Source organism: Flavobacterium defluvii (assembly GCF_900129555.1).
GTDB classification, from domain to species: domain Bacteria; phylum Bacteroidota; class Bacteroidia; order Flavobacteriales; family Flavobacteriaceae; genus Flavobacterium; species Flavobacterium defluvii.
In genome coordinates this window covers 114,735-139,256 of record NZ_FQWC01000011.1, presented here as the reverse complement: position 1 = coordinate 139,256, position 24,522 = coordinate 114,735, and the positions used below count along the sequence as shown (strand labels likewise).

General features: G+C 33.7%; 15 protein-coding genes. 9 read left to right on the top strand and 6 right to left on the bottom strand.

All coding sequences use genetic code 11. The annotated features are described in order from the left end of the window. Positions 1–42: 42 nt before the first annotated feature. Positions 43–1,824: a GEVED domain-containing protein gene (locus BUC29_RS19510; protein ID WP_084538688.1), complete on the bottom strand. Its 1,782-nt coding sequence runs from the start codon at positions 1,822–1,824 to the stop codon at positions 43–45. Positions 1,825–2,647: 823 nt separating this feature from the next. Between BUC29_RS19510 and BUC29_RS19505 the strand changes: the two genes are divergently transcribed. Beyond that, positions 2,648–2,938 (top strand): TIGR03643 family protein, encoded by a 291-nt coding sequence (locus BUC29_RS19505; RefSeq protein WP_073418013.1) that lies wholly within the window; start codon positions 2,648–2,650, stop codon positions 2,936–2,938. 141 nt (positions 2,939–3,079) lie between these two features. Here the strand turns inward: BUC29_RS19505 and BUC29_RS19500 are convergent, their stop codons facing one another. Further along, positions 3,080–4,057, bottom strand: coding sequence for a fasciclin domain-containing protein (locus BUC29_RS19500; protein ID WP_073418011.1), 978 nt, complete (start codon positions 4,055–4,057; stop codon positions 3,080–3,082). A gap of 229 nt (positions 4,058–4,286) precedes the next feature. Between BUC29_RS19500 and BUC29_RS19495 the strand changes: the two genes are divergently transcribed. Continuing rightward, a complete protein-coding gene (locus tag BUC29_RS19495; RefSeq protein ID WP_073418009.1) occupies positions 4,287–5,045 on the top strand; it encodes a phosphatase PAP2 family protein in 759 nt (252 codons plus the stop codon). Between the two features lie 51 nt (positions 5,046–5,096). On the opposite strand, the gene BUC29_RS19490 is transcribed toward BUC29_RS19495, so the two are convergent. Further along, positions 5,097–6,524: an SDR family oxidoreductase gene (locus BUC29_RS19490; protein WP_073418007.1), complete on the bottom strand. Its 1,428-nt coding sequence runs from the start codon at positions 6,522–6,524 to the stop codon at positions 5,097–5,099. A gap of 10 nt (positions 6,525–6,534) precedes the next feature. Further along, entirely contained in the window at positions 6,535–7,218 is a 684-nt protein-coding gene (locus BUC29_RS19485) for an SDR family NAD(P)-dependent oxidoreductase (RefSeq protein WP_073418005.1), read from the bottom strand. Positions 7,219–7,546: 328 nt separating this feature from the next. On the opposite strand from BUC29_RS19485, the gene bglX reads away from it, so the two are divergent. The 7 genes from bglX to BUC29_RS19450 all read left to right on the top strand — a co-directional run bounded on the left by bglX (position 7,547) and on the right by BUC29_RS19450 (position 23,495). Beyond that, positions 7,547–9,823 carry a beta-glucosidase BglX gene (bglX, locus tag BUC29_RS19480; RefSeq protein WP_073418037.1) on the top strand — a complete coding sequence of 759 codons (2,277 nt, stop codon included), beginning with the start codon at positions 7,547–7,549 and terminating at the stop codon, positions 9,821–9,823. Positions 9,824–10,195: 372 nt separating this feature from the next. Then, positions 10,196–14,347 (top strand): hybrid sensor histidine kinase/response regulator transcription factor, encoded by a 4,152-nt coding sequence (locus BUC29_RS19475; RefSeq protein ID WP_073418003.1) that lies wholly within the window; start codon positions 10,196–10,198, stop codon positions 14,345–14,347. 607 nt (positions 14,348–14,954) lie between these two features. After that, the gene (locus BUC29_RS19470) at positions 14,955–18,059 is read left to right on the top strand and encodes a SusC/RagA family TonB-linked outer membrane protein (RefSeq protein ID WP_073418001.1); all 3,105 of its coding nucleotides are present in this window, start codon (positions 14,955–14,957) and stop codon (positions 18,057–18,059) included. A 59-nt stretch (positions 18,060–18,118) separates the two neighbouring features. Next, a complete protein-coding gene (locus BUC29_RS19465; protein WP_073417999.1) occupies positions 18,119–19,642 on the top strand; it encodes a RagB/SusD family nutrient uptake outer membrane protein in 1,524 nt (507 codons plus the stop codon). A 6-nt stretch (positions 19,643–19,648) separates the two neighbouring features. Continuing rightward, a complete protein-coding gene (locus tag BUC29_RS19460; RefSeq protein ID WP_073417997.1) occupies positions 19,649–20,752 on the top strand; it encodes a hypothetical protein in 1,104 nt (367 codons plus the stop codon). Between the two features lie 353 nt (positions 20,753–21,105). Further along, the gene (locus BUC29_RS19455; RefSeq protein ID WP_073417995.1) at positions 21,106–22,497 is read left to right on the top strand and encodes an endo-1,4-beta-xylanase; all 1,392 of its coding nucleotides are present in this window, start codon (positions 21,106–21,108) and stop codon (positions 22,495–22,497) included. Positions 22,498–22,553: 56 nt separating this feature from the next. Next, positions 22,554–23,495 (top strand): glycoside hydrolase family 16 protein, encoded by a 942-nt coding sequence (locus BUC29_RS19450; RefSeq protein ID WP_073417993.1) that lies wholly within the window; start codon positions 22,554–22,556, stop codon positions 23,493–23,495. 284 nt (positions 23,496–23,779) lie between these two features. Here BUC29_RS19450 and BUC29_RS19445 read toward each other — a convergent pair whose 3' ends face one another. Further along, positions 23,780–24,289, bottom strand: coding sequence for a PRC-barrel domain-containing protein (locus BUC29_RS19445; RefSeq protein ID WP_073417991.1), 510 nt, complete (start codon positions 24,287–24,289; stop codon positions 23,780–23,782). Between the two features lie 53 nt (positions 24,290–24,342). Then, complete coding sequence (locus BUC29_RS21600) at positions 24,343–24,507, bottom strand: hypothetical protein (protein ID WP_167369551.1); 165 nt, start codon at positions 24,505–24,507, stop codon at positions 24,343–24,345. Between the last annotated feature and the right edge of the window lie 15 nt (positions 24,508–24,522).

Below are 24,522 nucleotides of genomic sequence, written 5' to 3'. Positions count from 1 at the left end.
AAAATATTGATCACCATTTCCTGCAAAGCATTTAAAAAAAAATTATTTTAAAATTATAAATTTAGAACGTTTTACAACTTTGTCGCCTCTTTTGATAGAAAGCAGGTATTGTCCATCTTTTAAATCTGAAACATTTACATCTATTCTATTTTGTCCCAAGTCTCCCTTTGCATCGATTGTTTTTAAAAGCGAAGCATTTAGGTCATATATAGAAACTTGAATGTTTTCCTTTTCTGTCAATCCAAAATCAATTTTAAGAATATCTGCAGTCGGGTTTGGGTAAATTACTATTTCAGTATTAGTCTCTTCAATATTTTTGCTTTCCATCAATTTTGCAGTTCCGCCAGAAACATTCAATGTATAATCTTCTGTTTCTCCATAAGTATAAGTCCCGCAAGAAGATGTAATTGAATTATAGCTTACTATGATTCTCATGCGTATATTGCCATTAACTGCTGATGTCGGTATAGTAATTTGAGGTGTCAAAGTTGCACTGCTGAAAACAGAATACACTTCTTCTCCCGAATCAGTAAAAACACCATTGTTATTAAAATCAATAAAAACTTTCCAGTATAATTTTCTAGTGGCACTAAATCCTGGTGTTAATGTCAATGTAGTCGCGGTTCCTTTAGTTATAGTGGTTACTTGTGAAGAAAAATCAGCGTAACCTCCATTTGAATTACTTAAGTTATTAATACTTCCAATTGCAACCTTTTTGATCCATTCTCTACTAGCATCACTACCTGCAGAAGAACAGTAAATTACCGTACCACCCCCGCCGCCTGACGTTCCGAGTGTTTCAGTCAAAGTTCCATTAACTACTTTAATCACGCCATAACTAGCTTTAGATCCTGAAACTGTCGTCCAATCGTTTAAATTAAGCGTAGTAGAACCTGTTGTATCGCCTTCAATTTTGATGATTTTTACTCCCTTTCCGTTATTGTTCCAGGTTAAAGCAGAGCCTGAAGTTACAGTTTCTGGCAACGAAGTCGTATCAAACTGATAAAAATAAGCATAGTTTCCAGTTGCAGGAGCAAAAACCTTAGCAATACCATTTTGGTCAATACAAACTGCCGTTTTTTCATAAACTCCAATTCCTTTAGCATTTATACCAGCACCTAAATCTTTCCACATTCTGGCGATAAAAGCTGTCTGTCTTCCTCTTCGATCAGGATTATTATAATGTGTATCTGTAATTACGTTAGCCAATATCGGGTTGTTTAAAAAATCATTAGCTCCAATCGTCATGTCTGAATTATAGGGATTAGCCAAGGCCTGAGCAGAAGTAACACTTGCGTTTGCTGCACTGTAATAATACTTCCCTTGAATGGCGCATCCTGCGCTGGTTCCTCCAACAGGGACTTTTTTTGTATTGATAAGATAATTTATGGCATCTTCTACCGGAGTGTCTTTCCAATAAGAAACATAAGTAGCCTGATCTCCACCGGCAATAAATAAAGCTTCGGCATTTCTAATTTTTGTGGCAATTTCTGCAATACTTGCCTTTGCTCTGGTATCTATTAAAATGGTTTCTACAGAGTTTACTGCTCCCAATCCATAAATATAATCGTTGTAAGCTCCTGTACCAGAAGATCTAATAACAACAAAATCTCCACCTCCTGATTTTTGTATCATCCATTTTATGGCGTCATCATTGTCTGTGCCGCCTCCCATTAAGCATGTACCTCCCGTAGTCGTGGTGTTAACATCCGAAGCACTTCCCGTTATCCAGCTTGTATAAGTTTGTGAATAGGTAAAATTTATAGCAAATAGCATTAGTAAAATATTCAAATGATTCTTCCTGATATTGTAAATATTTTTCATGATATGTTTTTTGTTTAATGTTAAAATTTAAAAACTAACAATAGCGCTAAAATTGCATATCATATAAAATGCTTAAAAACAGAATAGAAAAATGATTGCACAATTTTAAATGCTATTGAAAATTATATTCAATGTTTTAAAATTTAAATAATATGGAATAGTCTTTTCGATACAATTTTGAAGAATAGTAAAGAAATTAAGGAATTGTACCGGAAACTATCAGGAAAAGTATTTTCAACAATTGAATATTGGCTGCAATCCTTTCAAATAAAGTGATTTGCAATCAATACAAACGAGTGCTAAGTGATTATAGTTCATTTTTTTTGTGATTCAGAAAATTAAAAATAAAACAACTAAATAGTAAATAGAAGCCTTTTGAAAAAGCAAAGTTTAATACTTGTTCTTCAACAATTAAATATAGGCTGAAGACCTCTTAAAGTAAGAGATTTAGTTTTTAAAATTTTATTTATTTTCCTAGAAATCAAAACAGTAGATTTTATTTTATCAAAAGTATTAAAAAAAATGATTCAGCAAAAAAAATTAATAGTTTTATTAAAATAAATTCAATGATTATAATTTTTACATAAATATAATTCACGAAAAACAAAATATAATTGAATAAATAAGATTATCGATTTATCTAATGAGTTTTTCTATCTGTAATTTAAATTACTCTGATTGATCGTGTTTGTTTTAAATTTTCATAATAAACTCAACTATAAATTGTCTAACTTTTAATAAATAAGATTAAACAAAACAAATTTTAATTAGTAACTTAGTTTTGTAATTTTTCCTTTTTTAAAAATATAAACATTCTGTTTTTATGAATACAAAATTTAGCAGCTTTTCTGTTCTTGAACTGGATCGCATAATTGAAATGGCATGGGAAGACAGAACCACTTTTGATGCGATTAAATTTCAATTTAATTTATCTGAAGCTGATGTAAAAGCTTTAATGAAAAAAGAATTAAAATTCAGCAGTTATAAATTATGGCGCAGACGAGTTGAGAACTGCAAAACCAAACATGCAGCAAAACGTAGTGCTAAAATAGATCGTTTTAAATGCAGCAGACAGCGCGCTATTTCAAACAATAAAATTTCAAAACGAAGATGATAAAACGATTTGCAGATTCAAAGATATGAACCGCAAATAATGAGTATAAAAAAAGCGATTAAAAAATATTTTAATCGCTTTTTAAATTTCTAAAACCTTAAAGATTAAATCAGTATTTCAGTGAAACAATGATTTGTAAATCTAAAATACCGGCAGCAAGACTTTATCAATTACATGAATAATTCCATTTGAACATTGTACATCTGTCGCAATAATATTGCTTACTCTTCCACTGGCATCTGTAATTTTTGGACCACCGGTTAAGCCAACTGTAAAGTTTTGTCCTGCAAACGTACTTACTACCTGCCCATTTGTTAAAGCAGATGATTGTACATTTGCTCCAACAACTACATGATATTTCAAAGTTGTTTCAAGGACATTGGCAGGGATTGCGGCAAGCCCAGAAAATTCAGTTTCGGTAAGAAATGCAGTAAAAGCAGCATTAGTAGGAGCAAAAACTGTAAAAGGAGAATTGGTTGTTCCTGATAATGTTCCAACAAAACCCGATGCAGAATTATAAGTCAAAGCCGCTACTAATGTTGTAAAATTCTTATTAGCAATTGCATGATTTACAATGGTAGGAAGTCCGATAACACCATCAACAATATGAATAACTCCATTTGATGCTTCAATATCTGCTGTTGTTACTGTTGCACCTCCATTATTTTTACCGCCGTTTATATCAACACTAGTTCCTTTTTCCAAATACATACTAATTGTGTTTGAGGTTGAGGCACTACCTTTGGCCAATGTTTTAACATAGCCTGTCGAAATTTCGGTTGATTTAACTTTCGTGCTTAAAACATGGTTGAGTAATATTTCTTTTAATGCCGGCACCGGGACCGCATCAAGATTAGCATAGCCTTTGGCTGATAGAAAAGCAGCAAAAGCTGTGTTAGTAGGCGCAAAAACGGTATAAGAACCGGAAGAGTTCAATGTGGCAGTAAGGCCTGCTTTATCCAAAGCAGCAACCAAAGAGCTAAGATTAGAATTTGTTTTAGCAACAGACACTATTGTCTGAGGTTCTTGAGATGAATTATCATCATCATTACTGCATGAAATACTGACTAAAGCAATTAAGACTAAAAAAGCAATTAATTTAAATTTGATCGTTTTCATAATATTTTTTTTTGATTTGTCATACTAAGTTAATTAATTTTGTTTAACAAAACCAAAAAAAAGTTAAACAAAATTAAAACTTTAACATTTTTAAATCACTACAATTCAATTAGTTATAATTAATAAATCTAAACACATATTGATTTATATGCCATACTTTTTCATAGATTAAAAAAAGATTTTTTTTCGATATTTATACTTATATTTAGTTTCACTTATAAATCAGACAATGAGAAAACTGCATATGATTTTAGTTGCGCTAATGCTTTCACATTATATCTGTGCTCAAAATCAGGTTAGTGATAGTATTCATCCTGATACGGTGCAGAACATAAAATTCAGCTATAAGCAGCTCATAATTCCTGGAATTCTGATTGGATATGGTTTTTGGGGAATGGAAAGCGGCCAGATAAAAAGTTTCAATTTTCAGATTCGCGAAGAATTAACCGAAAACATTGACCGTAAAGTGACAATAGATGATTTCTCCCGATATGCGCCTGCTGTTTCTGTATATGCGCTGAATGCTTTTGGTGTTGAAGGAAAGAACAATCTCAGAGACCGTTCTGTAATTTTAGCCACTTCTACGATTTTTACGGTCGTAACCGTTTTTGGTTTAAAATCGATTACAAATGTTGAAAGACCGGACGGAACTTCAAATGATTCTTTTCCCTCGGGACATACCGCAATTGCTTTTGCAGGAGCTGAATTTTTATATCAGGAATATAAAGATAAATCAGTCTGGTACGGTATTGCCGGATATGCTGTTGCTGCAGGAACAGGAATTTTCAGAATGTACAATAACAGGCATTGGCTAACCGATGTTGCTGCAGGAGCCGGGATCGGTATACTAAGCACTAAAGCAGCGTACTGGTTAAATCCATACATAACCAGAAAACTGTTTCATAAATCTGAAAATAAAACTACTTTCTTGCTGATGCCTTCTTATGATGGTCAATATTTTAGAATTTCATTGGCAAAAAGTTTTTAAATACTGCCAGAAAAAAGGAACTTAAAGATACTTTTAAATTATTTATTTATCTTATTTCAGGTGCTGATCTGTTAATTTATTAATCATGCCGTTAAAAATAAAACCATGAAAAGGCAGCACAGCATACCAGTACAGCTTTCCCGCAATTCCTTTTGGCCTGAAGGTTGCAGCCTGATATAAAGTATCGTTAAAAATTTTAAATTCCAGCCAGGCATCACCAGGCAATATCATTTCGGCAAACAGAATTAGTTTTCCCTGCTGTTTATCAGCATAAACAACACGCCAAAAGTCAAGTACATCTCCGGCATGAATATCATGTCTGTTTGTTCTGCCTCGTCTTACTCCTACACCGCCAAAAATTTTGTCTATAAAACCCCGAAGACTCCATAACCAGTCTGCATAATACCAGCCAGTCTCTCCGCCAATTGACCAGATTTTTGCGATAACTGCGTCCCGGTCTTTAATTTTTCTTTTTCTTCTGTCAATAAAACAATCTTTTTTAGGCACTTTTAGATAATATCCTACGCTTCCTTTAAACCGTCCGCTGATTTGCGAATCTTTCCAGCTGGAAGCTACAGCATCTTCGTCAATTTTTATCAATGCGTTTTGCAGAGCCTGCTGGTATCTTATAGGTTTAATATCCAATAAATCATTTATTCTATTATCCCTGCAGACCACTTCTACTTTCATACTGCTTACTAAAGCTGATGCAAGTTTAAAAGATGTAGAGGTTATGAAATACAGCCAGTACGAAGATAATTTTGGCGTCATTACAGGTAAGGTAAAAATGAATCTTTTGAGTTTTTTAACCTCAGCCAGTTTTAAGAGCATTTCTTTATAAGAAAGTATATCCGGCCCGCCAATATCAAAACTTTGACCGTATGTTTTAGGGTTCAGCAAGGCTTTCATTAAAAACTCTAAAACATCAGCAATACCAATAGGCTGGCATTTGGTGTTAAGCCATTTTGGAGTAACCATAACCGGCAGTTTATTAATTAAATCCAGCATAATTTCAAAAGAAGCACTGCCCGATCCCACAATTATTCCTGCTCTGAGAGCGGTAACTGGAGTGGTTCCTTTTTTTAGAATTTCCTCGACTGCTTTTCGGGATGACAAATGCTTAGACAATGATTTTTCATTTACAATACCACTTAAATAAATAATCTGTTCTGCGCTTGTTTTATTAATTTTTTCCATGAAATTAACCGCAGAAATACTTTCGAGCTCATCATAATTTGAAGCTCCTGACATGGAATGAATTAGATAATAAGCAGCATTAATATCAGCAGGGATTTTCTCTGTACTCTGCTGATCCAAAAAATCAACTTCAATGAGCTGTATATTCTGCCTGTATTTTCCTCCATAATAAAATCTGCTTTTATCCCGAACGCAACATATCACTTCATGCCCCTGCTCAAGCAGCAAAGGCAGAAGTCTTTTGCCAATATATCCTGTTGCACCGGTTAATAGAATTTTCATTTCTTAAAAATTATAATTTAAAACTGACCAGCCCATAATCCATTTGGAAAATCTGTCCCGAAATTGACCCGGCGGCTTTCGAAATGAGATAATCTGCCATCTGCGCTGCTTCCTGAGGTTTCAAATAGCTTTTTAGTGGATGACGCTCAGCCATATTCTCTTTCATGCGGTCATTTCTCAAAATAGAAGCAGACAACGAAGTCTCGGTAATCGTAGGCGCAATAGCATTAATACGAATTGTAGGAGCCAGCTCTGCTCCTAATGATTTAACAAGACCTTCTACCCCTCCCTTTGCAGCGGCAATACTGGCGTGAAAAGGCATTCCCAGTTTTACTGCAACCGTACTGAAAACAACTATAGATGGATTTGTTCCTCGTTTTAAGGCTGGCAAATAGTGTTGTATCGCTTTTACAGCCCCAATAACATTGATTTCAAAATCATTCCTGAAATCGTCAATACTCAAACTAAGAATCGGTTTCAAATTTATCGATCCCGGACAGTAAATAAGAGCATCTATATTTTCAATTTCGGGAAGTGTATCTTGTAAAATATCTGCCGAATAATGAATTAAATTTGAATGTGTAATTTCAGGAGCAGTTCTGCTAATGTTATACACCATTCTTTTTTCTAACTGCTGTAAGAGTATTGCATTTCCAATTCCCTTACTGCCTCCAATTACTACAATTTTTTCCATTTTTCTCCAGTAAATTAAAAACGCTTTAAAAGCTCAGATTATGGTATTAGCTTTAAAGGTTTTATTTATACTATAAAGATAATTAATGTTTAACTTTTATCAAAAAAGATTAAACAAAATTTCATAATAAAACTTTATCTGCAGAATTCCATTAAGTATATATAGAGAAAAAAGGATCTCTCTATCTCTGATTATTAATTCGGAGAGAATATAAATACATCATTTGTTTCATTTAATGCTTCAAATATGCTATTCTAATTATTACTGTAAAACTACATTTACAGACTTGTATTCAAAAACTATCTAGTATAAAACCAAAAACAAAATGATGAAAAAACAAATTAAAAGATATGCCTTTTTAATGCTGGTCATTTCTGGAAGCAGTTATGCACAAACAAAAAAATATATGGATACCAATAAACCTATTGAAGAACGAATTTCACTTTTGATGAAAGAAATGACATTAGAAGAAAAAGTGGGACAAATGAATCAATATAATGGTTCCTGGGATGTTACCGGACCAAAACCAGAATCTGGATCTAATGAAGAAAAATACAATAATATAAAAAAAGGATGGGTAGGTTCTATGTTGACCGTTAGAGGCGTAAAAGAAGTGAGAGCCGTACAAAAAATAGCGGTTGAGGAAACGCGCCTTGGTATTCCCTTAATTTTTGGTTTTGATGTAATACACGGCTATAAAACGCTCAGCCCAATTCCGTTGGCAGAAGCTGCGAGCTGGGATTTAGAAGCCATTAAAAATTCTGCACGTGTGGCTGCTCTTGAAGCTTCTGCTTCGGGACTAAACTGGACTTTTGCTCCAAATGTTGATATTTCAAATGATGCAAGATGGGGAAGAGTTATGGAAGGTGCCGGCGAAGATCCTTATTTGGGAAGTAAGATCGCTGCAGCAAGGGTTAAAGGTTTTCAGGGTAATCTTGACAATACTTCAATTATTGCCTGTGCTAAGCATTTTGCCGCTTATGGTTTTGTCGAAGCAGGCCGCGAATACAACAGCGTTGACATGAGTAATTCGAAACTTTATAATACAGTGCTGCCGCCTTTTAAAGCAACCGTAGATGCCGGAATTCGCACTTTTATGAATTCATTTAATACTTTAAACGGAATTCCTGCTACCGGAAATAGCTTTTTACAAAGAGATATTCTAAAAGGAGCCTGGGGTTTTAAAGGTTTTGTTGTTTCTGACTGGGCTTCTATAGGCGAAATGATTACACACGGTTATGCCGCTGATGGTGCCGATGCCGCTAAAAAAGCAGCGATTGCAGGCTCTGATATGGACATGGAATCAAATGTTTATGTAACAGAATTGGCAAAACTGGTAAAAAAAGGAATCGTAAAAGAAAGTGTGATTGACGATGCTGTACGCAGAATTCTTCGTGTAAAATTTGAATTAGGCTTATTTGACAATCCGTATAAGTATTGCGATGAAGCCCGCGAAAAATCAAATATTGGCAGCAGTGCAAATAATGAAAGCGTACTTGATATGGCCAAAAAATCGATTGTTTTATTAAAGAATGATAAAAACCTGCTGCCGTTAAAAAAATCAGGTGCAAAAATTGCCTTAATCGGTGCTTTGGCAAATGATAAAAACAGTCCGCTGGGAAGCTGGAGAATTGCTGCAGATGACAATACTGCAGTGTCGGTTCTTGAAGGAATGCAGCAATACAAAGACAATTTACTGGTTTATGAAAAAGGAACGGATGTTGCTTTAAATAAACAAAGCTTTTTAAACGAGGTAAAAGTAAATACAACTGATTTTTCCGGATTTGAAGCAGCAAAAAAAGCAGCAAAAGAAGCAGATGTTGTTGTAATGGTTTTAGGCGAAATTGGCTATCAAAGCGGTGAAGCACGCAGCAGAACAGATTTAAATTTACCAGGAAATCAACAGCAATTATTGGAAGAAGTTTACAAAGTAAATCCTAATATTGTTTTGGTTTTAAACAATGGGCGTCCGTTAAGTATTCCTTGGGCGGCAGAAAATATTCCTGCTATTGTCGAAGCATGGCATTTAGGAACTCAAACCGGAAATGCTGTTGCTCAGGTTTTATATGGAGATTATAACCCAAGCGGAAAACTGCCAATGTCTTTCCCTAGAAATGTTGGCCAATGCCCAATTTATTACAATTTATACAATACCGGAAGACCTACAGATAAAGATCAGAATGTTTTTTGGTCGCATTATTCTGATGTTGAGAAAACACCTTTATACCCTTTTGGTTATGGATTAAGCTATACTTCTTTCGCTTATAAAAATTTAAAAATAGCAAAACCTTCATTTCAAAAAGGAGAAAAAATCGAAGTTTCGGTTGACGTTACCAATACAGGAAATTTTGACGGAAAAGAAGTCGTTCAATTGTACCTAAATGATCCTGTTGCCAATATTGTAAGACCCGTAAAAGAATTAAAAGGTTTTGAACTTATCGAATTAAAAAAAGGAGAAACCAAAACAATTCAGTTTACATTAACCGATAAGGAAATTGGTTTTTATGATAACAATGGTAAATTTTTAGTAGAACCGGGCTTGTTTAATGTTATGGTAGGCTGGAATTCAAATGAAGGGCTTACAAGCAAATTTGAACTAAAATAAAAAATTAAACACATAAAACCATAGGGTTATTATTGCTAAGAAAGAAGTTAAAAAAGGAACTCGTTTCTAACACATAGCTATAGCTATGTATATTGAAATAAGTGAAACGCCTTTTTTAAGCAAACAAAAGCTATATTTCTATGTGTTAAAAAAAACTACTCCCGAAGATTAACAATTCTATATCCTGAGTACGATAATTCCTTATAAGGTTATTATTCGAACTCAGGATTTTGGCAATATGTCAAATTTGAATAAAAAAAATTAAGTGTTCTGTTTAGTTTTATTAATATTGTTTCCTATAAGCCTTAAAAAGAATCCTTTCGAAAAATTTTAATTCAAAATTAAGCAGCAAAATAATACTGTTACATCTAAATGAAAAACATCAAATATATTCTTTTATGCATTTTTAGCTTTATAAACTACCTGTTTTCACAAGGTAAATTTGACAGCTATCAATTTAGGAGCATACAGGAAACTACTTCAAAAAGGGCTGTTACTTCTATTATTCAGGATAACAACGGTTTTATCTGGATTGGCACAAACGGCGCGGGTTTATACCGATATGACGGGGTAAATTATTTTGGATATAAATACGATAAAAAACCGGGATCTGTAAACAGTAACTTTATATACACCACTTTTATTGATTCAAAAAATAATTTATGGGTTGGTACTGATGAAGGTTTGTGTTTGTACAACAGAGATTTAGATAACTTTACCAGAATCAATATTGAAGATGTAATACAAAAAGGATACAGCGAACCAATTACTGTAAAAACAATTATTGAAGACAACAACGGTAATTTATTCTTAGGTGCGTATGGTTTTGGATTATTCAAACTTAATATAAAGACTTTAAAAGCCTCTTTAGTACAATCAAAAGTTCTTGAGAAACCTAATTTTTTAATAAAATCTTCGGTCAAAAATAAACAGGGGATTATTTATTTAGGAACCAGTTACGGTCTTTTGGAAATAGATTTAAACGGAAAAGTAAAGCAGGTTTATAAAGATAAATTTAAAAGAGAACCATTACTGGACGATATAGAAAATCTTGTTATAGATAAATTTGGTTATATCTGGCTCGGAACGACAGAAACAGGTCTCATCAAAATTAAACCTGAAACAGATAATTATCAATTTGAAAAATACGCTGTTACCAAAAATAAAATCCTGTCAATCGTACAAAGCAGCCTGGATTATATCGTATGCGGTACAGAAAATGACGGATTACTGGTTGTAAATTACAAAGGACAAGTACTGCGAAAATACCTGCACAGCAAATACAATAGTTTTAGTTTAAAATCCAATTCTGTCTGGTCGCTTTACGAAGACAAAGAAAAACGGCTTTGGCTGGGATATTTTAATAAAGGCCTTGGTGTCTTTGATAAACCCAACAACAAATTCAATTCGCTTGAATCACTTCCAAATAATGATAATTCTTTACAAACCAGCTTTGTAACGTCAGTAATAAAAGATAAAAAAGGAAATCTGTTAATAAGTAACGAAGGCGGCGGACTTGATATTTATAATCTTACGGATAAAAGTTATATTCACGTTAATCAAAATAACCAAAGCTATTATTCTGGTTTAGATGCGATTGATATCCAAACGATATTTATAGACAGTAAACAAAACATCTGGATTGGAAGCTGGGACCGAGGCATCTATTTTTTAAAAAATGGCACTACCCGATTCGTAAATTATAATACTTCAAATACAGGATTAAAATCGAATCGAATTTTTAGTTTCTCAGAAGACTCAAAAGGCCGGATATGGATTGGAACTTTCATTAAAGGACTTCATTATTTTGACAATAAAAACAGCACATTTGTGCATTGCGACTCTAAACCATTTACCGAAACCGCTTTAGATAATGCCTTTATTCGTAAAGTTTTTGTAGACTCAGATAATGTGCTTTGGGTTGGAACTATTTTAGGATTATATCAGGTCAGTTTAAAAGATGAATCTGGTTTTAAGGTAACAAAAATGCGCGATGCCATGTTTAGTGGTATTAATAAGTACAATAGTATTCAAAGTATTTTATCTATTTACGAATCTAACGATAAAACAATATGGTTAGGAACTGACGGTCAAGGACTATTTAGTTACAATAAAAAAAATAAGACATTTTCTAATTATGATGATTTTCCGGGTTTTAAAGAAAAGTCTGTTCGCGCTATAATTTCAGATAATAATGGCTCTTTATGGATAAGCGGCGGATCCGGTTTAACCAAACTCGATTTTAAAAATAAAAAAAGCACCAATTTTAATAAAGATGATGGTCTTATTGACAACGATTTTAATAATAATGCCGTTTTTAAAGATGGAAATGGAGAATTGTATTTTGGCGGTTATGAAGGCGTAAATTATTTTAATCCAAACGAAATCAAGAAAGCAGAAAAAGCGCCAAGATTGTATTTCAGTGATTTTAAATTATTCAATAAATCTGTAAAACCAAATGAAGAAGGTTCGCCATTGACCAAAGTAATTTCACAGACTAAAGAAATTACACTAAACTACACACAATCGGTTTTTACGATTGAATATGTGGGAATTAATTACAATTATTCTAAAAAAAATCAATACGCTTATTATCTCGAAGGTTTTGAAAAAGACTGGAATTATGCCGGAAATAACAGAACGGCAACCTATACAAACCTTGCGCCGGGCAATTATACTTTTAAAGTAAAATCAGCCAATGCAGATGGTTCCTGGAGCAATAATCAATTAGAATTAAAAATAAAAATACTGCCGCCGTGGTGGAAAACAATCTGGGCTTATTTAATATACGCCGCAATTTTAATTTTCCTGATTCGATATTTTAATACTATTTATCAAAATCGATTTAAAGCGAAGCAGGCCATTATTTTAGAAAAAGAAAAAATGATTCAGCTGGAGAAATTAAACAATAAAAAATTACAGTTTTTCACCAATATTTCGCATGAATTCAGAACGCCTTTAACGCTGATTATTAATCCGCTGGAAGATATTTTAAAAAGCAAAAAAATATCCCCGGAAATACATAACAAATTAAAAATCGTACACAAAAGTTCTGACAGACTTTCCAGACTGATTAATGAGCTTATGGATTTTAATAAATTAGAATTCAACAAAATTTCGCTTCAGGCGAAGAAAATTGAAGTCGTAACTTTTACAGAAGGAATTATTGGCTATTTTGATGAAGAAGCGGCTGCGCGAAACATTAGGGTTAATTTTGAGTCATCAATTGATGAACTCGAAGACTGGCTTGATCCAAAAATGCTGGAAAAAATACTTTTTAATATTATTTCAAACGCATTTAAATTTACTCCTGATAATGGTTCAATAACTATTGCAATAGATACTTCAGAAACTGAAAATGCCTTGATTATTCATGGCGAAAAAGTACCTTCATTCTCCATAACTATTACAGACACAGGATCTGGAATTCGCAAAAAAGATCTAAACAGGATTTTTGATCGTTTTTATCAGGTTAATAATGTCAACAAAGATTATTACGGCAGCACGGGAATTGGTTTAGAAGTCGTAAAACAATTTATTGAACTTCATAAAGGAAAAATTGAAGTTGAAAGTGAAGTTGGCGAAGGCACAAAATTTAAAGTAACATTTCCTTTAGGCAATTCTCTTTATAAGAAAAATGAAATCGTTAATGAGGTTTTCAAACCTGAAAAAAATAAAAATCAGTTTCTAGCTGAAACTATTAACAATCAAACAGATGAAGATGATTTCACGACTGAAATCATTGACAATTCTGAAGAAGAAAAGTCAAAATCATATACCGTTTTAATTGTTGAAGATAATCCTGAATTACGAAATTATCTAAAAGAAGAACTAAGCAAATCATACAAAGTGATTACTGCCGAAAATGGTAAAAAAGGCTACGAACTTGCGGTCCAAAAATTACCCGATTTAATTGTTACAGATGTTATTATGCCCGTTATGGACGGACTCCAGCTGTGCAAAAACATAAAAGGAGATTTAAAAACGAGTCATATTCCTTTATTGATGCTGTCGGCAAAAGCAATGGTAAAAGATAGATTAGAAGGAATTGATTCTGGCGCAGATATGTATTTGAGTAAACCGTTTGAGCTGGATATTTTAAAATCGAGTCTGGCACAGCTTATTACAAGCAGACAGATTATGTTTAAGAAATTTTACAGCGGTATTACCAAACAAGGCAAAGAAAAAACAACATCACTGGATAATGATTTCATTCAAAAAATTCTGCATTTTATCAATGAAAATATCAGCGAACCAGAATTGACGGTAGAACTTTTGTCATCTAAAATATACCTCAGTAGAAGTCAGCTTTATAGAAAAATAAAAACCTTAACAGGCGTTTCTGTTAACGAATTTATTCGAAATGTACGTTTAGAAAAAGCAAAACAATTAATCGAACAAGGCAACAATAATATTAATGAAATAAGCTATAAAGTTGGTTTTACTTCTCCATCTTATTTTGCCAAATGTTATAAAGTTAAATATGGTCATTTACCAAATCAGGAAAAAAAGACAAAAGAATAAAGCTATACAAACGCAATATTTAAACACATAGAAACATAGATTTAGAATGCTTAAAAAAGGCGTTTCACTTGTTTAAACAAACATAGTACACTATGTGTTAGAAACGGGTTTATTTTTATACTCTTTCTTAGCATAAAAATCTATGTTTCTATGTGTTATAATTACAACCAACGGGTAATAATTAATTATTAAAGAGCTTCGGTTTAAAACTGAAGCTCTTTTTTTGTCAGTCTATTTTTTCAAAAATCAAAGCTTTTAACTTCAATTAAAAATCAACATATCAAAAATATTGTTGTTATTTTTTAAACAAACAATATTTTTTAAGTGAAAATTTTAGCAATATCTCAGTAGTTATTTTTCTACTCAAACGATGTATTTAGCTTAAAATAAGGGTTCCGAAGCTTTTTTTGCATCATATGTTGCACAATATGCAACATCTGTTCTACAATACAACACCTCTACAATATACTTTCGTTAAGAAATATTTAAGAAAAAAGTTCTCTTGTCAAAAACTCAAAACAAACAACCGGCAGAGGATCAAAATTTTAAATATTTTCTAAAACTTAACGATTAACTATTTTTTCAAGTAAACTAACAACCAAATTTTATGCAGAAAAGAACATTAAAAAAACTATTGTGTTTAATAGTGTGTATGTGGGGAAACTTTTTCTTCGCACAAACTGTTAAAGGTAAAGTAACATCTGGAGGAGCCAACCTGCCGGGTGTTAGTGTAATAGTACAAGGAACACAAAACGGAACGGTTACCGATTTTGACGGTAGCTTTGTCCTTAACAATGTAGAACCAAAAGCATTACTGCTTTTTACTTATGTAGGTTATAAAAATTTATCATTACCAGCAGACACAAAAGGTGTTATGCAGGTTACGATGGTAAGTGACCTGGAGAAATTAAATGAAGTCGTAGTTATTGGGTACGGAACTTCAAAGCGAAAAGATATAAATGGTGCAGTCTCCTCTATCAAAGCTTCAGAAATTCAGGACAAACCCTTTGTTTCAATCGATCAGGCACTTGTAGGTAAAGCTGCCGGTGTAAATGTTACTCAAAATTCGGGAACTCCTGGAGGAGGAATTTCGGTACAGATTAGAGGAATTACTTCCATCAATGGTAATGAACCTTTGTATGTAATTGACGGAACGCCGGTTTTTGCCGATAAAAACAATGATACATTCTCATTCAGTGCTTTAGGCGGAGGAAACGGACAAACTAAAAACTCGGCTTTGTCTGGTTTAAATATTTCTGATATCGAAACCATTGACATTCTAAAAGATGCGTCGGCAACGGCAATTTATGGCTCAAATGGTGCAAACGGTGTGGTTTTGATTACAACCAAAAAAGGAAAAAAAGGAAAATCAAAATTTGCCTACGAAACCTATTTAGGAACTCAGGAAATAACCAATACAGTTGATGTTTTAAACTTACCGCAGTATGCTAAATATCAGGCCAAAATTTACACATTAAACGGCGAACCTGTTCCTTATCAATATCAAAAACCAGATTTATTAGGAAAAGGAACAAACTGGCAGGACGAACTTTTTAGAACGGCTACGATGTACAATCATCAGCTTTCATTTTCGGGAGAAAAAGAAGGAACACGTTTTTATACTTCTTTAAACTATTTTGATCAGGAAGGAATTGTTTTGAATTCAGATTTCAACAGATTATCTATGCGTTTAAATGTTGATTCTAATGTAAAATCATGGCTGAAAATTGGTAACAGCTTATCTGTAAGCAAATCGTCTCAGCAAGTGGTTAGAAATGATGACAGAGGCGGATTAGTTATGAACGCTTTAAGACAATCTCCAGAATTACCGGTTAGAGCTGCAGATGGTTCTTATGCGGGACCAACAACAGGTTTAGGATCTTCTGCTAATGAGGCTACTAACCCAATCGCTTTATCAGAATACAATAATTCGACGACAGAAAGATTTAAAATCAACGGAAATTTATTTGCTGATTTTACGCTGATTAAAGGACTTGTTTTTAGAACCGAGTTAGGATATGACTTGAATTTTTCGAAAAGCAAAACTTTTGCTCCAAAGTATACTTTAGGAAATGTAACCGAACTTTTAAATAAATCATTCAAACAACAGGATCAGAGTTATTACTGGAATATCAAAAATTATTTGACCTATAATAAAACAATAAATGAAAATCACAATTTTACATTTTTATTAGGTCAGGAAGCACAGGAAAGTTATTATGAGTATTTAAGCGGTTATAGAACCGGTGAGTTTTTAAATAAAGATTTTACGAACTTAAACATTGGTGACATTGATACAGCGTTGAACGGAAATGGTTCCGGAAGATGGGCTATGACCTCTTATATCTCAAGATTAAATTACAGTTTTTCTGATAGATATTCTTTCTCAGCTTCTTTAAGAGCCGATGCTTCATCAAACTTTGGCCCTAACAACAAATGGGGTTATTTCCCTTCATTTTCAGGAGGATGGACTGTAAGTAACGAAAAATTCTTTGAGCCTTTATCAAACACGATTAATTACCTTAAATTTAGAGCAGGTTATGGTTTGGTAGGAAATCAAAATATTCCGGCAAACCGTTATCAGACTATTTTATCCCTTCTGGCATCACCATTTGGAGGTGTTTCACCAACAATTGACAATTTAGGAAATCCGGATATTAAATGGGAATCGCTTAAATCTTTCAATGCTGGTTTTGAACTGGCAATGTTTAATAACAGAGTAAAATTAGATTTTGATTATTATATTAAAAAATCATCTGATTTCCTTACCAAACAAATCAATGATGAATCCAATCAAAGTGCACTAAATTATTACCTGAATACGGGAGAAATTGTAACAAAAGGAATTGAGCTTACGCTGAATACCCGAAATATTTCTACTGAAAATTTTAATTGGGATACTACGATTATTTTTTCAAAATACAATAATGAGCTTACTCGTTTTCAAGGCGAAGGAAAATCTCTGTTAGGAAAAGTACAATTTGATTTATATACCGTTACAAGAACTACAGAAGGAGAACCGGTTGGACAATTTTACGGATATGTAACTGATGGCTTGTTTAAAAACGCTGCTGAATTAGCGGCAGGGCCAGTTCAGGAAACAGGAACAGGAATTGGAGACATTCGTTTTAAAGATCTTAACGGCGACGGAAAAATAGACAGTAAAGATCAAACTGCTATAGGAAGCGCTATTCCAGATTTTACGTATGCCGTTACTAATAACTTTAGATACAAAAACTTTAATCTTGGAGTTGTTTTAACAGGAAGTCAGGGCAACCAGATTTACAACTTTACCCGTCATTATACCGATGGAATTTATCCTGGATTTGGTGATAGATTCGGAAATGTCAGTACACAGGCGATGCGCGCTTTTGAACCGGGCGTAAACGAAAATACAGATGTACCAAGAATTACACTTAACGACCCAAATGGTAACGGAAGAATCTCAAACCGATTTGTAGAAGACGGTTCTTATTTAAGAATTCAGAATGTTTCGTTGAGCTACGATTTGCCAAACAAAATATTCGATAACTCTTTTATCTCTAAAGTAAGATTGTATGTAAACGTTCAAAATTTATACACGTTTACAAAATACACAGGCTTTGATCCTGCCCTTGGAAATTTAGATCAGAATATAACATTAAGCGGAATTGATTTAGGACGTTATCCTGTACCAAGAACAACTTCTGTTGGGGTGAATTTAGAATTCTAAGATTAAAAAAAAACACATTTAACTTAATGATTCATACTCATTAACATAAAAATATAGTTATGAAAAAACTTTTTAAACTTTTTATGATGGGAATGCTGATACCATTGCTGTCTTTATTTTCTTGTTCAGATGATTTTTTGGATGCACCATCTGAGAATCAATTAACACCAGCTGATTTACCCGAAGGAGTTACGGCTTTTGACGGAATTGCCGAGAGTTTATATTTTAAACCATGGTTTGCCTTCAACGACAAGTTCCTGATTGCCGTTGGCGATATGTACGCCGGAAATGCTTTTACATTTGATGGGGCTTATGCACAATTTAAAGATGCTCAGGTAACTTCACAAAACCCAATCCTGACAGAAGGATATGTGGCTTTATTTTCGGTTATCGACCAATCGAATAATTTAATGAGTTTAGTCGAAGACAGAAAAAGCGAACTCCCGGAAGCATCTTATAAAAATGCCATAGCCATATCAAGATTCATGAGAGCAAATGCTTATTTCTATCTGGTAAGAACTTTTGGAGCTGTGCCAATCATCAATAAAGCAGGTTCTGCGGCTCAGCCAAAAAGAAATCTTGTTTCTGATGTTTATAAATTCATCAAACAGGATTTAGAATATGCTGTCGCAAATTTACCAGAAAGAGCTGCCAAAAAGGGTTACGTTACTAAATATGTGGCTATGGGTATTTTGGCAAAAGTACATTTGACTTTAAATGAATATGCAGAATGTGCCGCTTTAACCCAAAAAATTATGGGCAATCAATATATTTTGATTCAGGAGTACGGGAACTTATTCAGCAGTCCGGAAAATAACAATAGTGCTGAAAGTATGTTTGCACTTCAGTGGAAAGCCATTGCAACAGAATGGGGAACACAAAATACCAATCAGGCTTATATAGTTCCGGGAGGTACAGGAATTACTGGCGGAGGTGACGGATGGGGAGTTTACCTTCCATCCATTTCCCTTCAAAATGGATTTGAACCAAATGACATCAGAAAAAAGAACACAATAATGACAGATGGTGACTTTTATCCTGAATTATTAAAAAATCAAGGTGGTTTTACGTATAAAAAAATATATTCTTCTACGGCAGCAAATTTCAGAAAATACATTGTAGGTTCTGCAGCCGAAAGAAATGATGTGTTCTTTATGAGAACTTCGCAAAACACCATCATATTAAGATATTCTGATATTTTATTGATGAATTCCGAAGCGATTTTGGCCGGAGCACCTTCCACTACTTCTGCAGCAGCCTTAAGTTCATTCAACGAAGTAAGAGCTAGAGCCGGATTACCAGCTAAAACGGTATTAACAAGAGACGATCTTTTTAATGAAAGAAGAATTGAATTTGCACTTGAAGGACAATATTTCTTCGACTTGAAACGCCGCGGACTTTCTGAAGCAACAGCGATCATTTCGCAGCAGGAAGTTGGTTTTTATTCTGATGATGCCCGAACTGAGTTGGTCTCAAGAAAGATAACTCCGGGAAGCAATTACTTTGAGCTGCCATTACCGCAGTCTGCTATTGATACTAACCCGTCATTATTAGAGCCGCCAGTTCCTTTTAACTTTAACTAATTTATTATGATCAATAAACTAAAATATAGAATTCTAATTATTTTCGCATTAGCTGCTTTTACAGCCTGCGATAACGACGATGCAGTTACAGCAAACATAGATGCAATGGTTGCAGAACCGGGAGATTTACTTAATCAGGCTTTTCCATTAAACAAAGTCAGAGTTGAAGGAAAAGGTTTAGAAGGATTAAAAAAGATTACGCTGGACAATAAAATTGACATCAGTTTCAATCCAAACTACAATTCAGATAAATCGTTTATTTTCACTATTACTTTTGATGAAAAATTAGGCAGTCGATTTGGAAAACAGCCTATTACATTTATAACCGGAACGGGGTCTGTAACTAAAGAAATTGAAATTTTACAGCCAGTTCCAACCATTACAAAAACAACTCCCGCAGTCGCAACTCCGGGGTATCCGCTTGAAATTGAAGGAACTTGGTTTTATAATATTTCATCGATAACCTTAGGAGGAAAAACAGTAAGTTATACACTAAAATCATCTACTTCTGTTATTATCGGTTTACCTGCTAATGCCGTTTCAGGATCTGAACTGGTAATTACTACTCCGGGAGGTGCTGCCAAACAAACAATAAATTTTGCAACAATCGTTTTGGTGTCTGATTTTGACGGAAATGGCGTAAGAACAGAATGGACTTCTTATGGCGACATTGAAAGTTTTAATGCGAGTACTACAGGCGGGCCAACAGGAAATTACACCACATTAGTTTGGGGCGGATCAACTGCAAATGGTTATAATGGAAGCAGCGGCGGCGGCGGAGCCAATTTCTTAAGTGCTGCTAATAAAGATGCGACAAAAACTTTTATTGATATTGATGTAAGTGCAAATGTTGTTGGGGCAAATTTTGCCATTCAGTTAAATACTATCGACGGCGTAAACTATGGTTATAATTTTAAAATTACAGATGTTAACTGGACTACAAAAACCATATCAATTGCAGATTTTAAAGATAATTATGGTTTTGGCTCAAATACAGCAGCTTCTTTGGATGCTTCTAAAATTAATGAAATAAAGGTTGGAGTTGCTCAGGGAGATTCGCCAAATCCTAGTGCCATTAAATTTGATAATATTAAAATTCGTTACCAATAATTGATTGGTCTTTAACTAAAAAAGAGGCTGTTTCAAGTACAGCCTCTTTTAAAAGTAAACTATATAACCTCGTTAGGTATAATTATTTTAACACATAGAAACATAGATTTTATTTCTTTAAAAAGAGTATAAAAAAACATGTTTCTAATACATAGCTCTCTATGTTTATTTTAAATAAGTGAAACGCCTTTTTTAAGGGACCAAAAGCTATGTTTCTATGTGTTTAAGTTTTTTATGATTCTGGCAAAACGAACAAAAGTAATCACAACCAACGTGTTATATAATAAAAAACAGAAACTATAAATCAGAGTATTCATCGTAACAACGAAGAATATTCTATAATAAAAAACAGTATGAAAATTAAATTTTTATTAATGCTGACCAGCATCTTCTTCTTTTTAAATGCCTGCTCAAAAGACGACAATGAAGTTGCTGAAACTTTAGAAACGCCTGTTGCAAACACTGCAAAAGATGTAAATGATAATGGTTTTAGGGCAAAATGGTATTATGTTTCACATTCAAAGAGTTATCTTCTAGATGTTTCAACCACAGCAGACTTTACCTCTTTTGTCCCAAATTACAACGCAAAAGAAGTTACTGATTTAAATGAAGTCGTAACAGGTTTGACCGGAGGAACACAATATTATTACCGGGTAAGAGCTAAAAATGAAACAGAAATTTCAGGTTATTCAAATGTGATTAGTGTTGTCACAACAGGTTCAAGCGGTATTCCTGAAGATCCGACTTTTTTAAAAGTAAAAGTAAATAAGCTAGCCAATCCGTTTTTTGTAGGTATGGCGATAAAAGCGTCACAATTGACAAACGGAAGTCCGTATGATATTATTTTAAAAAATGAATTCAGCAGTATTTCTGCCGAATATGAAATGAAAATGGATCAGATCTCGACTGCAAGCGGTGTTTACAACTGGACTGTAGCCGATAAAATTGTGGCATACGGAAATGCCAATAATATCAATGTTCATGGCCATGCTTTAGTCTGGCACAATTCGGTACCGCAATGGTTAAAAGATTTTTCTGGTACTGATGCAGAATTTGCTGCAGAAGTTAAAAAATACATTACTGCTGTAGTGACACATTACGCCGGAAAAGTAAAATCATGGGATGTAGTTAACGAAGCTGTAGATGACAATGGCGGTGCTATGCGAAATACTATTTTCTTGCAGCGAATGGGACCTAATTATGTAAAAGACTGTTTTCAATGGGCAAGAGCTGCCGCAACTGCTGCTGGCGATACATCATTATTGTTATTCTACAATGATTATGCAACTTCAACTAATACCGCAAAACAAGACAAAGTTTTTAGTATTGTCGATGATTTAAAAGCTGCCAATGTGATTGATGGAATCGGTTTCCAAATGCACAACACGTATTTAAGCCCGACAAAAGCTCAAATAGAAACAGATCTTAACAGAGCAGTATCGAAAGGATTGAAAATTCACGTTTCTGAACTGGATATACAAGTAAATCCATCTAATGACATTTCTACTTTCACAAACGAAAGAAGGCTTGCGCAAAAAGAAAAATACAAGGAAATGGTAAAAATTTATAATGCGCTTCCGGCAGCAAACAAATACGCCTTAACTATTTGGGGAATGAAGGATAATGAATCCTGGATTCCGTTTAATGCAGAATTAAATCATCCCGGAAATGACTGGCCTTTATTATACGATTCAAATTTTGCTGTCAAAAGTTCTCATACCGGATTTCTGGAAGGCTTAGATTAATTTTTTTTAAAACTATAATACTTTACTCAACTATTAATTAACCAAAAAATTAAATTATGAAAAGATTAAATTTGTTAGCGTTAACAGTTACATGTGTATTAGGTTTAGGGCTTGCGTCCTGCGCTGAGGACGTAACTCCAACTACGAAAGACCAATCGGCAAAAGAACAATCTGGAAATTCCGGTACAAAAAGCAGTACAAACAAAGCTGCAGGCGCTCCATGGGTTAAACAATTTGAAGATACATTTGATGTAGGATCCAGTTTATCGCAATGGACAAAGGAGCAGCGAGCAGATTATAACTCATGGTATTGCGATTATTATAGTTCTGTACCTACGACACAATGGAGAGATGGAAAACAATGCCTTGAAATCAAGACCACTAAACTAAGTACATACAAATATCAATCCGGATTTATTTCTTCTCATTATCAATATAAGCCTGAAAATAATACAGAGTATATGCTTTCTGCTAATATTAAATTAATAGCGATGGATAGAGGAACGTATAAATCTTTCACGGAGACTTATGGTGCCTGGCCTGCTTTCTGGTCTGTGCAGCAAAATGCCTGGCCAACAAAAGGAGAAATAGATATTATGGAAGGCTATTCTTTTGCCCCTAATGCAAGTCGTTTTACTTCAAATCTTTTTTATGGAACTTCTTCGGGAGCAAATTTATTAGGAAACGCTGCCGAAAGAAACTATCCGGGTAATTTTGATATTAACGGAAATGGCGGATGGCACTTGTATGAATCGTTTTGGAAAATGCAGAACAATGTCGTAACAGTAACTATAAAAGTCGATAATGTAACGGTTTCAACGTATACAAATAGTAGTGCAGGCAACCTTAACTTAAATAATTTTGGGCCTCACTCTATTATATTTAATCTGAATGTCGGATCAAAAGATTCTAACTTTATTGACCCTAATAAAATCAAATTATTTTCTACTGTAATGATGTGGGTAGATGATGTAACGGTCTATAAAAGACCAATCTAATTCTATATTTTTTGCATTAATTGATTTTTAAAACAAACTATAGTGAATTTACTGTCCTAAATAAAAGGGCCGTGAAACGAAAGTTTTTGAATCTTTTGAAAACCTAAAAATGAAACAAACCTGCAAGTCTTACGATTTGCAGGTTTTTGCTTTTCTAAGACTTTTATTTAAGTTAGAAAAAATCTCGTTTCTCGTGTTTTGTTTCGAAATAGAAGTTTACAAAAAAAGATCGCACGCAATTAAACGTTTGATCTTTTTAATTTTTGTATAAGCATTTAACAATATTAATGGTTGTCAAATTCCCTGCGTCTGTAAAAAGCATCATCATCACTTTCATTTGAAACATGAACATCATCTGGATAATACGATTTCATAACTCTTCTTTCATAGTCTCGGTCAAAATTCTGCTGTATGTTATATCTGCTCGTGTTTCGAAATGTATCATATCCTATACTGTTAGCCATAACAATTTTTGTGTCTTTGTTTATGTTTACAGATCCAATTGGTATAATGATATGACTTTCTCCATCTTTATAGATAAACTCTTTTCCGTTGTCGTATGCTATTGCGTCGTGCACTTCTCTGTGATTATCTTCTATTAATTTTTTATCCAGACTCACATCCAGATAAACAACACGCTGCATATCTTTATTAACCCAAAGATTATCTATAGTTCCTATAGTGCGGTTGTCGGCGTCTACTATTTTCCAGCCTCTTACATCAGAATAGTTAGAAGCAACTTTATAGTCAGAAAGTTCGTCCAGTCTGTATAAATTTCTGTTTTTATTTTCCATACAATTGTATTTTTTATATTGTAATTATTTTTCAAATAATACTTCTGTCGAAGTTATTTTATCGTATCTGTACTTGTGGCGTTTTCGATTTCTACGCTTCTTTCCGTTTGGGTTTCATCATTTCTTAAAAAGATATAATATACAATTGCGGCGATCAGAAGGATAGCTGCAATCCACGGCCAAACGGGTTTCTTTTTCTCAATTTTAATTTCTGCCATAATCTATAATTTTGA